General features: G+C 54.6%; 14 protein-coding genes, 1 pseudogene and 1 riboswitch. Of the genes and pseudogenes, 12 read left to right on the forward strand and 3 right to left on the reverse strand.

Translation table 11 applies throughout. The annotated features are described in order from the left end of the window. Positions 1–55 precede the first annotated feature (55 nt). Positions 56–595, forward strand: a complete 540-nt coding sequence (locus B212_RS0103340) for a CueP family metal-binding protein (protein ID WP_019908947.1) — start codon at positions 56–58, stop codon at positions 593–595. Positions 596–658: 63 nt separating this feature from the next. Here B212_RS0103340 and hpt read toward each other — a convergent pair whose 3' ends face one another. The 3 genes from hpt to B212_RS0103355 are packed head-to-tail and all read right to left on the reverse strand — an operon-like array spanning position 659 to position 3313. After that, a complete protein-coding gene (gene hpt, locus B212_RS0103345) occupies positions 659–1192 on the reverse strand; it encodes a hypoxanthine phosphoribosyltransferase (protein ID WP_028530585.1) in 534 nt (177 codons plus the stop codon). A gap of 16 nt (positions 1193–1208) precedes the next feature. Further along, a complete protein-coding gene (locus B212_RS0103350; protein ID WP_019908949.1) occupies positions 1209–2720 on the reverse strand; it encodes an IMP dehydrogenase in 1512 nt (503 codons plus the stop codon). A gap of 32 nt (positions 2721–2752) precedes the next feature. Beyond that, positions 2753–3313, reverse strand: coding sequence for a phosphoribosyltransferase (locus tag B212_RS0103355; protein ID WP_019908950.1), 561 nt, complete (start codon positions 3311–3313; stop codon positions 2753–2755). A gap of 123 nt (positions 3314–3436) precedes the next feature. Continuing rightward, a riboswitch (purine riboswitch) is annotated at positions 3437–3539 on the reverse strand. Positions 3540–3756: 217 nt separating this feature from the next. On the opposite strand from B212_RS0103355, the gene B212_RS30680 reads away from it, so the two are divergent. From B212_RS30680 to hemL, 11 genes and pseudogenes are all read left to right on the forward strand, one after another. After that, complete coding sequence (locus B212_RS30680) at positions 3757–4608, forward strand: protein phosphatase 2C domain-containing protein (protein ID WP_019908951.1); 852 nt, start codon at positions 3757–3759, stop codon at positions 4606–4608. Between the two features lie 296 nt (positions 4609–4904). Then, positions 4905–6296 (forward strand): glutamyl-tRNA reductase, encoded by a 1392-nt coding sequence (hemA, locus tag B212_RS0103365; RefSeq protein ID WP_019908952.1) that lies wholly within the window; start codon positions 4905–4907, stop codon positions 6294–6296. 5 nt (positions 6297–6301) lie between these two features. Next, on the forward strand, positions 6302–7126 hold the full coding sequence (gene ccsA, locus B212_RS0103370; protein WP_019908954.1) for a cytochrome c biogenesis protein CcsA: 825 nt from the start codon (positions 6302–6304) through the stop codon (positions 7124–7126). Positions 7127–7651: 525 nt separating this feature from the next. After that, on the forward strand, positions 7652–8299 hold the full coding sequence (locus tag B212_RS0103375) for a precorrin-2 dehydrogenase/sirohydrochlorin ferrochelatase family protein (RefSeq protein WP_019908956.1): 648 nt from the start codon (positions 7652–7654) through the stop codon (positions 8297–8299). A 590-nt stretch (positions 8300–8889) separates the two neighbouring features. Next, positions 8890–9186, forward strand: coding sequence for a transposase (locus tag B212_RS0103380; RefSeq protein WP_019908958.1), 297 nt, complete (start codon positions 8890–8892; stop codon positions 9184–9186). Then, positions 9183–10070, forward strand: a pseudogene (locus B212_RS0103385) (IS3 family transposase); the annotation flags it as partial. The gene B212_RS0103380 and the pseudogene B212_RS0103385, both read left to right, overlap by 4 nt. Positions 10071–10102: 32 nt before the next feature. Further along, positions 10103–10444, forward strand: a complete 342-nt coding sequence (locus B212_RS0103390) for a hypothetical protein (RefSeq protein ID WP_019908960.1) — start codon at positions 10103–10105, stop codon at positions 10442–10444. Between the two features lie 39 nt (positions 10445–10483). Further along, a complete protein-coding gene (hemC, locus tag B212_RS0103395) occupies positions 10484–11509 on the forward strand; it encodes a hydroxymethylbilane synthase (protein WP_019908961.1) in 1026 nt (341 codons plus the stop codon). 4 nt (positions 11510–11513) lie between these two features. Beyond that, positions 11514–13061, forward strand: coding sequence for a uroporphyrinogen-III C-methyltransferase (gene cobA, locus B212_RS0103400; RefSeq protein ID WP_019908962.1), 1548 nt, complete (start codon positions 11514–11516; stop codon positions 13059–13061). A gap of 146 nt (positions 13062–13207) precedes the next feature. Then, positions 13208–14206: a porphobilinogen synthase gene (hemB, locus tag B212_RS0103405; RefSeq protein ID WP_019908963.1), complete on the forward strand. Its 999-nt coding sequence runs from the start codon at positions 13208–13210 to the stop codon at positions 14204–14206. Between the two features lie 48 nt (positions 14207–14254). Further along, positions 14255–15556, forward strand: coding sequence for a glutamate-1-semialdehyde 2,1-aminomutase (gene hemL, locus B212_RS0103410; RefSeq protein ID WP_019908964.1), 1302 nt, complete (start codon positions 14255–14257; stop codon positions 15554–15556). The last annotated feature ends 5 nt before the right edge of the window (positions 15557–15561 follow it).

The following is a 15561-nucleotide window of genomic DNA, read 5'->3' on the forward strand; positions in this document are numbered from 1 at the left end:
CACAGGCGTGCCGGCTCAATTATACTAATGAAAGGAACGGGAGGATGGAGAGAAGATGCAGAAAAAACTATGGGCGATTGCCGGAGTGGCGGTCATCGTTATTGCAGGTACATATTGGTATTCGGAAAGCACCGGGAAGAAAGAGACTGCTGCGTTAGACACACAGAGCATCAAACAATTGGTGCATGAATTCAGCAGCCGCAGCGCCAAAGCGGAGTCCGCTTCCATCTCATCAACACAGCTTATTGTGGAGAATGCGGGGAGTTCATTGACCTACAGACTGCCCAAAGATGAATTTTTTGTTTCAATCGCGCCATACCTGGAGAAAAGCCATCCTTGTGCGACCCATAATCTGGTTGGCTGTCAAGGAGAACTGGCGGAGCAAGAATTCAGTGTAACGGTCCAAGACTCAGAAGGTAATGCAGTCATGGACAAAAAGATTATGAAATCGCAGCCCAACGGATTCATTGATCTATGGCTCCCGCGTGACCAAACATACCGCGTGACCATTGAACAGAACGGGAAAATAGCGAAGTCTGAGGTGTCTACGTATCAGGAAAATGATACTTGTGTGACTACGATGCAGTTGGGTTGATGGATTTCACGAGAAATAACAAAAACCGGGCCGATAGGATGGCCCGGCTTTGTTGCGTTTCCCTCATTGTTCCCCTGTCTCAACAATCCACACCTCCGGCAGGTTGCGGAACTGCTCGGCATAGTCCAGACCGTAGCCGACGACGAACTCGTCGGGGATTTCGATGCCGCAGTAGTCGATGGGGACATCGACTAGGCGGCGGGAGGGCTTGTTGAGGATGGTGCAGATGCGGACGCTGGCGGCCTCGCGCATGAGGAACAGCTCGCGGAGATGCTGCAGGGTCAGGCCGGTGTCGATCAGATCCTCAACGAGCAGCACATGCTTGCCGCGGATGTCGGTGCTGATATCTTTTTTGATCGTGATGACGCCTGAAGAGGTAGCGCTGGCCCCGTAGCTGGACACCGCCATATAATCTATCCCGATGGGAAGGGTAATTTCGCGCATCAGGTCGGCCATGAACACGGCTCCGCCTTTGAGGATGCCGATCAGCACCAATTCCTGCCCTTCATAGTCCTGCGATATAGTTGCGCCAAGCGCCTTGACTTTATCCTGCAGCTCGGCTCTGCTTACCAGAATTTCCTTGATTCCTTTCATCATGTCGACTCCTTATGGATTAGGATGATCTATCCTTCTCCTTCAGCATAACATCATGAGCGCCGCCTTCAAAGATCGTCGTGGAGGAGACCACGGTGAGCCTGGCCTGCTGCTGCAGTTGCGGGATCGTAAGCGCGCCGCAGTTGCACATGGTTGACTTGATTTTGTTGATGCTGAGGTCCAGATTGTCCTTAAGCCGCCCGGCGTAAGGGATAAAGGAATCGACGCCTTCCTCGAATTCCAGCTTGCTCTCCTTGTCGGCATTGCCGAAGTCATACCGCTGCCAGTTGCGGGCCCGGCTGGAGCCTTCGCCCCAATATTCTTTGACGAAATTCCCGCCGACCAGCAGCTTGCGGCCCGGACTCTCGTCGAATCTGGCAAAATAGCGGCCCAGCATCACGAAGTCGGCTCCCATCGCCAGAGCAAGAACGATATGGTAGTCGTGGACAATACCGCCGTCAGAGCAGATGGGGACGTAAATGCCGGTCTGCTCGTAATATTCCTGCCGCGCCGCAGCGACTTCGATAACGGAGGAGGCCTGGCCGCGTCCGATGCCCTTTTGCTCACGGGTGATGCAGATGGAGCCGCCTCCAATGCCGACCTTGATGAAATCCGCCCCTGCATTGGCCAGGTAGAGGAAGCCTTCCTTGTCTACGACATTGCCCGCGCCAACCTTCACGCTCTCGCCAAAAGTATCCTTAATATAGTGGATGGTCTCCGCCTGCCATTCGGAATAGCCGTCCGAGGAGTCGATGCAGAGCACGTCTGCGCCAGCCTCAACAAGTGCCGGAACACGCTCCTTATAATCTCTGGAATTGATGCCTGCGCCGACGATGAGCTGCTTGTTGCCGTCATGCAGCTCCAGCGGGTATTCCTGATGGCTGTCATAATCCTTGCGGAAGACAAGATGCACCAGATGGCCGCTGCTGCTGACGATTGGCAGACAGTTGAGCTTGTGATCCCAGATCATATCATTGGCTTCAGTTAAGGTAATGCCTTCCTGGGCGTAGATCAGTGAGGAGAGAGGGGTCATGAACTCGGTAATGGCGCAATCGGGGGAGAGGCGGTTTTCACGGTAATCGCGGCTCGTGACGATGCCCATCAGCTTGCCGGTAGGTCCGCCGTTGTCTGTGATTGCGATGGTGGAGTGACCGCTGCGTTCTTTCAGGGCGAGCACATCTTTCAGCGTATCCTCCGGGCGCAGATTGGAGTCGCTGAGCACGAAGCCCGCTTTGAATTTCTTGACTCTGCGGACCATCTCGACCTGCTGACTGACGGACTGTGAGCCATAGATGAAGGAGATCCCGCCGCTTTTGGTTAGGGCAATGGCCATGTTGTGGTCGGATACGGCCTGCATCACGGCAGAAGTGACTGGAAGATTCATGGTTAGTGCAGGCGTCTCACCCTTGCGGAATTTGGTGACGGGAGTTCTGAGATCTACATTCCCCGGAATGCATTCTTTGGTCGTCAGATTTGGAACCAGCAGGTATTCGCTGAACGTTCTGGACGGCTGATCATAATAGTATGCCATTTGGTTGTCACTCCCCTGTTCGTTTGGTATTTCTACACTTTCGATAAGCATCGTACCGGCACGCCAATGTCTGTCTCCAGCTTCTTGTAATGCTCGCCTTTGGCCAGAATGGCCTGCACGCCAACCAGTTCAATACCCATGTCAGCCATTTGCTGCACGATGCAGCGGATGGTGGCGCCGGAGCTGATCACATCATCCAGAAGGAGCACCCGGTCTCCGGCAGTAAATCCGTCAAAATAAATATAGTTCTCATTATACGCCGTTTCGCGCTTGATGCTGATCTCGTAGTTATCATATAATTCGGTGCTGAGACGGAGAATGTTCATCGGCTTCATCAGCTTGTAGGCGGCCAGCATGCCCCATGTATGCCCGCCCGGCTCGGGCGAGACGATATAATCGAAGGCAGGGAACTGCTCGGTGATACTCTCCGCAAGGCTGTCAGTAATTTCGCTGATCAGCTCGGGGCCGATATACGTGCCGCGTTCGCCGAAGGGATATAGCTTGAAATCATAGGCGGTATCCTTATTTTTATAAATTCTCACATTCTTGGCCTTACTGATGGATTCGCTTAACCGGGCATAGGATGCGCTCATGGTCTTCACTCCTTAAAGTTTTGATATATAAAAAAACCCAGGCACAAGAGGCACGATGAAGACAAAAGGACATCACGCGGGAGCGCATAAAAAGCTATGCGGGTTCGCGGTATCAATATCCTTACGCCTTGCGGTGCCTCTTGTAGCCTGGGGCAATTTACGGTTGCCTGTAGAAACGCTCAAACCAAATTAATGAGCTTATACAAGAGGTATGAGATTAGATGCTGTTTACATGTTAAAATGACATAGGGACCCTTCTATTTCATGCAGAAATGGATACAGTCCGGTGTAAAAGACGATACAGCCGTTGTTATTCGAGTCTTATGTCAGGAATAGTTACTTCGATCATTTGTTATATGCTATCATCCGCAATAATGTGTGTCAATCCTTGATTTTTATGTTAGATTTAATGACAACAACTGTGATTGGGGAGGACAAAAGAGATGCCGGATATTTCGCAATGGAGAATGGATGCTTATTCGCTTAAGGGACATGGGGAGTGGAATGAGGATGCGCTGGTCATCAATGAGGCAGCGTCTGTGTATGGCGTTGTGGACGGAGCGACCTCGCTTTCGCCTTACCGGAATCAGGAGGGGCGGACTGGAGGCTATATCGCCTCCCAGCTTGCAGCCGCACATTTTAAGAATATGGAGCAGCAGCAGACGCTGGAGGTGACCGTGACTGAGGCGAACCGGGCCTTGCGCGAGAAAATGGCTGCTGAGGGCGTAGATATCAGCGATTCCTCCAGCTTGTGGTCGGCGGCTTTGGTAGCGGTTCAGGTTCATCCATACAGTATTGATTATGTACAGGCCGGGGATTGTATGCTGCTTGCCAAGTACAAGGATGGGACAGTCAGGGCGCTTACGCATTCCCAGCTCGCACATATAGATCAGAAGACGCTTGGTGCAATGGAGGAGCTGCGTGCCGAAGGGGTGAGTGATCCCGTTGAACTGCGAACCAGGCTCACTCCGCTGCTGCTGGATAACCGTACCAAAGCCAACACGCTCGCAGGGTACGGGGTGCTGAACGGCAGTCTTGATTTCCCGCTGTTTCTGGAGAAAGGGACGTTCAACCGGGCGAATCTGGAAAGCCTGTACATGGTGAGCGACGGCCTGTACACCGAAGGAACGGACTGGAATGAGCTGGTGGACAATCTGGATCGTTTGGGGGCAGAGGGCTACGCCCGGGGATTATATGATAAGGAACAAGAGGATCATCTGCTGCTGGCGGTCCCGCGGCTGAAGGTCTCAGACGATAAGACATGTGTGGTGCTTCATTTGGATAAGAATAAGTGAACATAAGAGATTACAGTAATAAATTACCTGAGAATAACCGATGCTAATCATGGTGTTAGCTTTCTGGAGAAACGGACGCTGCCTCGTTCAGAGGACAGCAAGGCCGTTTTTTCTTGTTTATAATAATTATTATCTGGATTTCATAAATAGTTCAAAGGTTTTGTAAAAAGCCTGTTTTTGATGTGATATACTTAACACAGCGAATGAGAAACTTGTGAAAGTAACATGAATAGAGGAACGAATGAGCGGCGACAGTGCCTGCACCAATGAATAGAGATTAGGATGGTGAACAAACGATGCATATTGTCGTCGTTGGCCTGAATTACCGTACAGCACCTGTAGAGGTCAGGGAGCAGTTCGCTTTTGCCGAAAAGGATCTGCCTGCGGCACTGCATCAACTGATGCAGACCAAAAGCGTGCTGGAAGGGGTCGTCGTAGCCACCTGCAACCGGACGGAAATTTATGTGGTCGTGGACCGGCTGCATATGTGCGGATATTTCATCCGCAGCTACATGGAGCAATGGTTCGGTGTAAAAAGCGATGTATTTACGCAGCATATGTATATATATGAGGACGAGCAGGCGATTGCCCACCTGCTGCGCGTAACCTGCGGCCTGGATTCGATGGTGATCGGCGAGACGCAGATTCTGGGGCAGGTGCGCAGTGCCTTTTTGACGGCCCAAGCAGAAGGCGTAACGGGCACCTGGTTCAACCGGCTGTTCAAGCAGGCCGTAACGCTGGGCAAACGTGCGCATAGCGAGACTTCGATTGGCGAGAGTGCGGTTTCCGTCAGCTATGCGGCTGTTGAGCTGGGCAAGCGGATTTTTGGCATGTTCACCGGTAAAAAAGTGCTGATCCTCGGCGCCGGCAAAATGAGCGAGCTGACGGTGAAGCATCTGTACAGCAGCGGAGCGGCGGAGGTGATTGTCGCCAACCGCACGCTGGAACGTGCAGTAGAACTGGCTGAGAAGTTCTCGGGGAAGCCGAGCACGATTGAAGAAGCGCTGAAGCGTCTGAATGAGGTAGATATTGTGATCAGCTCGACGGGAGCGGAGGGTTATGTGCTGACGGCTGACCGGGTAGCCGAAGGCATGAAGCGCCGCCCTTCGCGGCCGCTGTTCATGATTGATATTGCCGTTCCGCGCGACATTGATCCGGCGGCAGCAAATGTTCCGGATGTGTTCCTGTACGATATCGACGATCTGGAAGGCATTGTGGAGACCAATCTGGAAATGCGCCGCACGGAAGCGGCCAAGATTGAAGTGATGATTGAAGAGGAGCTGGAGGAGTTCCAGATGTGGCTGAAGACGCTTGGCGTCAGACCGGTAATCCGCGCCCTCCAGGATAAATCAAACGGAATTTATGAAGATACGATGGACAGTCTCTTCAACAAGCTGCCGGAGCTGGACGAGCACCAGCGTAAGGTGATCCGCCGGCTTACGAAAAGCATTGTGAATCAGATGATGCATGATCCGATCAATGTGATCAAAGAGCTGTCCGGCGGCAAGCAGGGCAACGAAGCGCTGGAGTATTTCACGCAGATCTTCGCGCTCCAGGAGCAGCTTGACACCAGCCCGGATGGCGGCAGCCCTGCGCAGCCGCAGCCGATGGAAGCTGAACGCTCCTCCGCCAGCGAGTTCACGCTGCCCAAGGCAGTCTTCGCTCCGGCAGGCCTGCTGGGCGGGTGAACAAGATGCAACTGCTGAACGGAATATATGATGCCGCTCTGCTGCTATATGCTCTGAGCCTGCTGTTTGTTTTCTCGGATTGCCTTCGGCGTAATCCGGGTGGAAAGCGGCTGGGCACAGGGCTTCTTGTTGTTGTAGGGATTTTGCAGGCTGCAGGTCTGGCAATCCGCTTCAGCCAGGAGCGGGGCTTGCCGATTTTCACGCCCTATGACTTCCTCTTCTGGTTTTCTTTCATTATTGTGCTGACTTCGCTTGCGGTGGCGTACACGCGCGGCGGCGAGTTTATAATTCTGCTGCTGAGCATGGCGGGCTTCAGTGTTTTTCTGCTGAACCGGGTCTGGCTGACTGCTGTGGATCATACACTTCAGAGCTGGAGTGCGGTGCACGGCTGGCTGGCGCTGCATATTATTTTGGCCAATTTGAGCTTTGGCGCACTGACACTGGGGACGGTATTTGCCATAATGTATTTGTTCCTGCATACACGGCTGAAGCATAAAAAGTGGGATGACCGCATCCGCCGCCTGCCCAGCCTGGAGACGATGGACAAATATTCGCATACAGCTATCCTTGCCGGTGTTCCGCTGCTGCTGGCTTCACTGGTGCTGGCCGGTATGTCAATTGTCGCCGAGGGGCGGACTCCGCTGTTCATGGATTCCAAGGTGCTGACCACGCTTGTCGGGCTTGCCGTGTACATCACCTATCTCTTCCTCAAGCGCTCTGCCCGCCGCAGCGGCACCTCCATGGCCCGTTGGGCCATTGCCGGTTACGGATTTATCATCCTGAACTTCCTGCTCAACTCCTGGTCCGAGTTTCATGGCTGGGGCGGGTGAAGGGGCGAAGAAGGAAGTAAGGTATAAGAAAGAGTGATACTTGAAAGGGTTCACTTTGAGCTTGGTGGTAGTAAAATTGAGAGTAGAGTGACGGTGATTCCGGCTGGAGCGGGAGCGGAGGGCTTGGGATGACGGTGGTTTGCGCTGGAGTGGGAGCAGAGAGCTTGAGATGATGGTGGTTCACGCTGGAGCGGGGCAGAGGGTTTGAGATGACGGAGGTTCACGCTGGAGCGGGAGCAGAGGGCTTGAGATGATGGTGGTTCGCGCGGGAGTGGGAGCAGAGAGCTTGAGATGATGGTGGTTCACGCTGGAGTGGGAGCAGAGGGCTTGAGATGACGGAGGTTCACGCTGGAGTGGGAGCAGAGAGCTTGGAGTGACGGTGATTCCGGTTGTAGCGGGAGCAGAGGGCTTGAGATGATGGTGGTTCCGACTGGAACGTGAGCGGAGAGCTTGGGTAGTGTCCTCGGCTTCTTGGAGTTCAGACCAGGGGAGACGTTACTAGAGCTGGAGTAGGAGTGTGGCTTCATGGTGAAGTATTTCCCCATCATGCTGGATCTGAAAGACCAGCGTGTGGTGGTCATCGGCGGCGGCGCGGTAGCGGAGCGCAAGGTGGGCACGCTTGTAGAGGCTGGAGCGGTAGTGGTTCTGGTCAGCCCTACGCTGACCGGGACGTTAACCGCGCTGGCCGAGGCGGGGCGGCTGAGCTGGATCAGCCGCCGCTATGCCCCCGGAGATCTGACGGGGGCATTCCTGGTATACGCCGCCACTGATGAGGCGGCGGTTAATGAGGCGGTGGCCCAGGAAGCGCGAAGCCTGGGCCTTCCGGTGAATGTAGCCAGCCGGGCCGAGGCTGGCAGCTTCATTACCCCCGGCGTGCTCCGCCGGGGGCGGCTGACGGTCGCCGTGTCGACCTCAGGCGCGGGACCGTCAGCCGCTGCGAAGATTACTGAGCAGTTGGCTGATGTGCTCGGCGAAGAATATGAGCCGTATTTGGATTTTTTGCATGAGCTGCGGACCGAGATCAAGCGCAGGGAGCAGTCTCCAGAGGCGCGCGGACGGCTTCTGCGCAGGCTGGGGAATCTCGACGTGTTGAATGAGATGAGACAGGGCACCTTTATAGAGTGGAGCGCGGAGAAGATCACCCGCTGGATTGCCAGCAACCGGGAGGGCTAGAGCAGCAACACATCTAAATTAGTGGTTTAGGGCCGAGTCTTTGTGGTTGGGGGAGAGAGGGATTCGTCATATCCATCCTCCTGATCCAAACGGACCGTAAAGTCTTTATTTTCACGAGGGGATACATTTCGTAGAGTTAACGGACCGTAAAGCGCTTATTGCCTCTTCGGCAGGTGAATTCGAGGTAAATATCCGCCAATAACGGCGCTGGAGTCCGTTCACTTGCAGAAAAATGACTTTCTGTAGAAATAAGAGCTGCTCAGTCCGTAAACAAACGGGCAGCCTCTTCCGAGTAGGAGATGATTCTGTTCGTGCGGCCTGATACGCCTGCGGTGTGATCTCCACGTCCTAATCCGTTCGGTGGAGAATCGTTTGAACTCCAATACTTAAAGCTTGACGATTTACTAGAGTGCTGGCTTGCGGCAAATTGGGCGGAACATCGGAGCGGAGGGCAGGGGGACAACTGGGGACTCAGGAGGAAAGCCGACGGCCAGTGTGTGTGGAATAACGGCAGAAATGCGGTTAGTATAGAAAGTGGACACCATGTAAGAACATGAGATAATGAGCTTACACGAAAGAGGTGTCCGAGAATGAAAGAAGTACGACAGAGCTATAATGAAGACTTCAAACGACAGACGGTACAGTTCATCCAGGGCCAAACGAAGTCGATTCCGGAGTTATCCGTGGAGCTGGGGGTCCCCGTGGGAACGCTGCGCCAATGGATGCGTAAATATCGTCAATGGAAACATGAGCCTGCAGCCGTTGGGGAAACGGTCCAGCAGCAGGCCAAGCTTTTAAAACAACAAGAAGCAGAAATTCAGGATCTGAAAGAAGAGCTCGCCATCTTAAAAAAAGCCGTGCACATCTTCAGCAAGGAAAGAAACTAACTTTCCAATTTATCGAAGATCATCGCTCCACCTTCCGATTAGAGAAGATGTGCCAAGTCCTTCAGGTGTCAAAGAGCGGATATTACAAATGGCTAGCGCAAAAAGGTCAGGAGAATAGCATCCAGAAGCGAAGAGAGACCCTTACTTCCCGCCTCACGTGGCTTTTTCACGACCATAACGGCGTCTACGGAAGCCCTAAACTTACCGATATCCTTCGGAAGGAAGGGTGGAAGGTGTCTGAGCGCCTGGTAGGCAAGCTTATGCGGGAGCAAGGGCTTCGTTCCTGTAGCGCGCAAAAATATAAGGTGCAGACGACAGACTCCAACCACGAGTATCCTATTGCCCCCAATCATTTGGATCAGACTTTTGTGACGACGGCTCCGAACAAGGTGTGGATGGTAGACATTACGTATATTCGTTGCAAGGAAAGCCGGTTGTATTTAGCGAGCGTTATGGACTTGTATACTCGAAAGATCGTGGGCTGGAAGCTGTACGACCACATGAAAAAAGAATTAGTCCTCGAAGCCTTACAGGAAGCCTATAAGGCAAAGAAACCACCGGAAGGGTTGATCCATCATTCCGACCAGGGGGCGCAGTATGCTTCTACGGAGTACCGCGAGCAGCTCGTCACCTACAAAATGAAGGCAAGTATGAGTCGAAAGGGAAACTGTTACGATAATGCGTGTATCGAGTCGTTCCACAGTGTGCTGAAAAAAGAGTGTGTGTACCGTACCCGGTTTAAGACCAAGCAAGAAGCACAGCAGAAAATCTTTGAGTATATTGAGCTCTTTTACAACCGGAAACGCATTCATGGTTCTTTAGGTTATCTATCACCAGACCGGTTTGAGTCCCAGTACTACAAGAATCTAAGTGCTTGCTCTTAAATAGTGTCCACTTTCTTGACAGAGGTCCAGAAATGCCGTTGCTTGAGGTGGAATTGGCTAGTGCACCTGAAATAGCGGCAGGAATGCCGTTATTTGAGCGGAAATTGGCCGTCACGAGTGAAATAGCGGCAGAAATTCCATTAATTGAGCCGGAATCAGCCAGTGTGTGTGGAATAACGGCAGAAATGCCGTTGCTTGAGGTGGAATCGGCTAGTGCACGTGAAATAGCGGCAGGAATGCCGTTATTTGAGCGGAAATTGGCCGTCACGAGTGAAATAGCGGCAGAAATGCCATTAATTGAGCCGGAATCAGCCAGCGTGTGCAGAATAACGGCAGAAATGCCGTTATTTGAGCCGAAACATGCGAACGGGTGAAGAATAGCGGCAGAGGCAGGTTACCAGGAGGGATGAAGGATGCGGAAGATTATTGTTGGCAGCAGACAAAGTGCTTTGGCGCTCACGCAGACAGGGCAGGTGATTGCGGATCTGGAGCGGCTGAGCGGGGAGCATGGCTTCGGGTTTACCTTTGAGGTGCATAGAATTGTTACCAAAGGGGACCGCATTCTTGATGTTACTTTGTCCAAGGTAGGCGGCAAGGGGCTGTTTGTAAAGGAAATCGAGCAGGCGCTGTTGGCTAAAGAGATTGATATGGCTGTACATAGTATGAAGGACATGCCTTCTGAATTGCCAGAGGGCTTAATGAACGGCGCGGTGCCGCGACGTGTTGATCCGCGCGACTGTCTGATCTCGAATGGCGGCCTGGCGCTGGCTGATTTGCCTCAAGGCGCACGCGTGGGCACGAGCAGCCTGCGCCGCTCCAGCCAGCTCGCCGCCTTGCGGCCCGATCTGAAGATTGAGCCGGTCCGCGGTAATATCGACTCGCGGCTGCGCAAGCTGGAGAGCGGTGAATATGACGCGATCCTCCTGGCTGCGGCGGGTTTGACGCGGATGGGCTGGCAGGACCGTGTGACGGCTTATCTGCCGCCGGAGGTCTGTCTGCCCGCTGTGGGGCAAGGTGCACTCGGAATCGAGTGCCGGACGGAAGACGCCGGGCTGCGGAAGCTGCTGGCGTTGTACAATAATGAGCAGACGGCGCTGACCGTGGCCGCGGAGCGGACTTTTCTTGGAGCGTTGAATGGGGGCTGCCAGGTGCCGATTGGTGCTTACGCGGTGCTGGAAGGTAAAGCAGGAGAAGCCGCTGTATTGGCGGAAAAGAACGATGCTGGCAGCATGATCGCTCAGGGTGAGTCCAGCGCAGCTTCAGCATCACACGCATCTACTCCGCTGATCACGTTGACAGGAATGGTGGGAACGCCGGACGGATCGTTGATTTTGAAGGAAACCTGCACCGGGGAAGATCCGGTACAGCTTGGCGAAGAGGTTGCGAGAAAGCTTATCGCCAGGGGAGCGGAACAGATTTTGGCGGATGCAAGGGGATGAGGGAATGACAGGGAAGGTCTATTTGGTTGGCGCAGGTCCCGGGGATGCGAAGCTGATTACAATTAAAGGCCGGGAATGCATTCAGAAGGCGGATGTGCTGGTGTACGACCGGCTGGCTAGTCCAAGACTGCTTCAATGGATGAAACCCGGCGGGCAAAAAATATACGTAGGCAAGCTGCCTGACCGCCACACGATGAAGCAGGAGGATATTAACCAGTTGCTTGTGGATTTGGCGCTTGAGGGCAAGACGGTGGTGCGGCTGAAGGGCGGAGACCCGACGATTTTTGGCCGTGTGGGTGAAGAGGCGGAGCTGCTTCGCAGGCATGGCATTTACTATGAGATTGTGCCGGGGATTACCTCGGCAATCAGTGTCCCGGCTTATGCCGGCATTCCGGTAACCCACCGGGACCTGGCTTCCTCCCTGTCCATTATTACAGGGCATGAGAGCCCGGATAAGCTGGACCATTCCATTCATTGGGATAAGGTGACGAATGCTACGGGGACGCTGGTTTTCCTCATGGGGGTTGCCAAAATCGGGTATATCAGCGCCCAGTTGATCAAGCACGGGCGGCCGCCGCAGACGCCGGTGGCGCTGGTGCGCTGGGGCACGCGGGCGGATCAGGAGACGCTGACGGGCACGCTTGCCGACATCGAGGCGAAGGTGAAGGCGGCGGATTTTCAGCCGCCGGCGGTAATTGTCGTCGGCGAGGTGGTGCTGCAGCGCGAGCAGCTCATGTGGGTAGAGGCGCTGCCGCTGTTCGGCAAGCGCATTGTGGTTACACGCGCCCGCAGCCAGGCAAGCGAGCTGGTGGACCGGATTGAGGAGCTCGGCGGCGAGCCCTACGAGTTCCCTGTTATTGAGACGATTCTGCCCGAAGGCGAGGAGCAGAGAGCAAGCATTGCCGCCGCGCTGGCGGCGCTGGAAGAATACGATTACGTATTCTTCACCAGCGCGAACGGCGTGGAGTTTTTTTGGCGCCACCTGGCGGAGCTGAAGGTGGACGTCCGGGGGCTGCACCACGCAGCTATCGGCGCGGTGGGTCCGGCCACAGCCGCTGCGCTGGCGCAGCGCGGGCTGATGGCCGAAGAGCTGCCTGGACGCTTCCAGGCAGAGGGGCTGCTTGAAGCCTTCGGCTCAAGGCTGCAGCCGGGGCAGAAGGTGCTGCTTCCGCGCGGCGATCTGGCGCGGGAATGGCTGCCGGACAAGCTGCGTGAGCTTGGGCTGCAGGTGACCGAAGTGGACACCTATGAGACGGTGGTGACCGGGGAGGATGATATTGAGCTGCTTAAGCTGCTGGAAGAGAAGCGTATTCATGCGATTACCTTCACCAGTTCCTCAACTGTGCGCAATTTCATCAGCATCCTGAAGCGGATGGGGCTGGAAGACCCGCTTCCGCTGCTTGCAGACATCACAATAGCCTGCATTGGACCTGTAACGGAGAAAACTGCCGTAGAGGCTGGGCTTACACCGGGATTGCTCCCTGCCGAAGCGACGATGGAAGCTTTGGTGCAGGAGCTCTGCCGCTGGAATGAGACAACGCGGCTGAGATAGGCCGTGGACGAAAAATTGTTTTTTGAAAAAAGGCTTCTGCACGCAGACAAGATAAATATATCGCTGCAGTCAAAGCATGGATGGAATCATAGCTGCATTTAATGCTCGATTTGTGTAGATATTTACATATACAGGAGGATGAAAAAATGGGTTTTCCAATTTCGCGTCACCGCCGTTTGCGCGGGACAGCCGGAATCCGCGGAATGGTGCGGGAGACGGTACTGAATACGCTGGATTTCATCCAGCCGATTTTTGTAACGCATGGAACAGGTATCAAAAATGAGATCGGCTCGATGCCGGGCGTGTACCATTTTTCGCTGGATACGCTGAAGGAAGAGGTTGACGAGATTGCCGCGCTGGGCATCCCGGCTGTGCTGCTGTTCGGGATTCCCGAAACGAAGGATGCTGTGGGCTCTTCCGCGTTCGCGGAGGATGGCATCGTTCAGGAGGCTACACGGCTGATTAAAGAGTGGTACCCTGAGCTGCTGGTGGTGGCGGATACCTGTCTGTGCGAGTTCACGGACCACGGGCATTGCGGCATGGTTCATACCCATACGGTCAACGGTGTGGTTCACGGCGATGTGATCAACGATGCTTCGCTGGAGCTGCTGACCCGTACGGCGGTATCCCAGGCCCGGGCGGGGGCGGATATTATTGCTCCTTCCAATATGATGGATGGCTTCGTGCAGGCGATCCGTGCCGGACTCGATGAGAACGGGTTCGAGCATGTGCCGATTATGTCTTATTCAGTAAAATATGCTTCAGCCTTCTACGGTCCTTTCCGTGAAGCCGCTGATTCCGCACCGCAGTTCGGCAACCGCAAAACGTACCAGATGGACCCGGCCAATCTGCGAGAGGCGATCCGCGAAGCGGATTCCGATGTGCTGGAAGGCGCAGATATGCTGATGGTAAAACCTGCCCTGGCTTATCTGGATGTGATCCGCACCATCCGTGACCAATTCGATCTGCCGCTGGTCGCTTATAATGTGAGCGGAGAGTACTCTATGGTCAAAGCGGCTGCACAGCAGGGCTGGATTGATGAGCAGGCCGTAGTCCTGGAAATGCTGACCGGGATGAAACGCGCCGGAGCGGATATTATCATTACTTACTTTGCCAAAGATGCGGCCCGCTGGCTGCGCGGCTAAATGCCCCGGCGGCTAGCCGGGAATATGAACAGGACTGGAGTGGAGATCATGGAGAACACGCCTTTGGCGCGGCGGGAAGAGGCTTCCCGCAACGCTTTTGAAGAAGCTAAGCAGTATATCCCCGGTGGGGTGAACAGCCCGGTCCGGGCGTTCAAATCTGTTGGATTGACACCGATTTATGTAGATCATGGCGCGGGCTCGCGCATTTACGATATCGACGGCAACAGCTTTATCGACTACGTCTGCTCATGGGGTCCGCTCATTATGGGGCATGCCCACCCTGAGGTGGTGAAGGCGCTGCAGGAGACGGCGTCCAAAGGGACAAGTTTCGGCGCACCGACACTTTTGGAGACAGAAATGGCCAAAACGGTAGTAGAGCGCGTACATTCCGTTGATATCGTACGTATGGTCAATTCGGGAACCGAAGCTACCATGAGCGCCATCCGTCTTGCCCGGGGCTATACCGGACGCAGCAAAATCCTCAAGTTCGAAGGCTCCTACCACGGCCATGGGGACAGCCTCCTGATCAAAGCCGGTTCGGGTGTGGCAACGCTCGGATTGCCGGACAGTCCCGGCGTGCCTGAAGGTGTAGCGGTGAACACGATTGCTGTGCCATACAACGATCTGGAGGGAGTTAAGGTCGCCTTTGAACGGTACGGCAATGAGCTTGCGGCAGTGATTGTGGAGCCGATTGCCGGAAATATGGGCGTGGTACCGCCGCTTCCGGGATTCTTAGAGGGGCTTCGCGGGCTGACAACGGAGTATGGCGCACTGTTGATTTTTGACGAGGTGATGACTGGCTTTCGGGTGAACCGGGGCTGTGCGCAGGGGTTGTTCGGTATCGAGCCGGACCTGACCTGCTTCGGCAAGGTTATCGGCGGCGGTCTTCCGGTAGGCGCTTATGGCGGCAGACGGGAGATTATGGAGCAGATCGCTCCAACAGGCCCGATCTACCAGGCGGGTACCCTGAGCGGCAATCCGCTGGCGATGGCGGCGGGCTTGACTACGCTCAAGCTGCTGACACCGGAGGTATACGACCGTCTGGAAACTCTCGGCGCGCGGCTGGAAGCGGGGCTGAAGCGCAATGCGGAAGAGATTGGCATTCCGCTGACGATTAACCGTGTTGGCTCGATGGTCTGCCCGTTCTTTACCGAAGGGCCGGTAACCAATTATAATACGGCAAAAGCGAGCAATCTGGACATATTCCGCCGCTATTTCGGCAAAATGCTGGATCAGGGAATCAGCGTTCCGCCTTCGCAGTTTGAGGGAATGTTCGTCTCTGCCGCGCATAGCGAGCAGGATATTGACGATACCCTTGAGGGCCATTACCGTGCCCTCAAGTCTCTGTGACGGCG

Source organism: Paenibacillus sp. HW567 (assembly GCF_000374185.1).
GTDB lineage: Bacteria > Bacillota > Bacilli > Paenibacillales > Paenibacillaceae > Paenibacillus_AQ.

Bases quoted from the DNA above. Each gene is read 5' to 3' on its own strand.
- hemA (WP_019908952.1), top strand. From the start codon at position 4,905: ATGCATATTGTCGTCGTTGGCCTGAATTACCGTACAGCACCTGTAGAG.
- B212_RS0103390 (WP_019908960.1), top strand. From the start codon at position 10,103: ATGCCGTTGCTTGAGGTGGAATTGGCTAGTGCACCTGAAATAGCGGCA.
- hpt (WP_028530585.1), bottom strand. From the start codon at position 1,192: ATGATGAAAGGAATCAAGGAAATTCTGGTAAGCAGAGCCGAGCTGCAG.
- B212_RS0103375 (WP_019908956.1), top strand. From the start codon at position 7,652: ATGGTGAAGTATTTCCCCATCATGCTGGATCTGAAAGACCAGCGTGTG.
- B212_RS0103380 (WP_019908958.1), top strand. From the start codon at position 8,890: ATGAAAGAAGTACGACAGAGCTATAATGAAGACTTCAAACGACAGACG.
- hemC (WP_019908961.1), top strand. From the start codon at position 10,484: ATGCGGAAGATTATTGTTGGCAGCAGACAAAGTGCTTTGGCGCTCACG.
- B212_RS0103350 (WP_019908949.1), bottom strand. From the start codon at position 2,720: ATGGCATACTATTATGATCAGCCGTCCAGAACGTTCAGCGAATACCTG.
- B212_RS30680 (WP_019908951.1), top strand. From the start codon at position 3,757: ATGCCGGATATTTCGCAATGGAGAATGGATGCTTATTCGCTTAAGGGA.
- hemL (WP_019908964.1), top strand. From the start codon at position 14,255: ATGGAGAACACGCCTTTGGCGCGGCGGGAAGAGGCTTCCCGCAACGCT.
- B212_RS0103355 (WP_019908950.1), bottom strand. From the start codon at position 3,313: ATGAGCGCATCCTATGCCCGGTTAAGCGAATCCATCAGTAAGGCCAAG.
- cobA (WP_019908962.1), top strand. From the start codon at position 11,514: ATGACAGGGAAGGTCTATTTGGTTGGCGCAGGTCCCGGGGATGCGAAG.
- ccsA (WP_019908954.1), top strand. From the start codon at position 6,302: ATGCAACTGCTGAACGGAATATATGATGCCGCTCTGCTGCTATATGCT.
- B212_RS0103340 (WP_019908947.1), top strand. From the start codon at position 56: ATGCAGAAAAAACTATGGGCGATTGCCGGAGTGGCGGTCATCGTTATT.
- hemB (WP_019908963.1), top strand. From the start codon at position 13,208: ATGGGTTTTCCAATTTCGCGTCACCGCCGTTTGCGCGGGACAGCCGGA.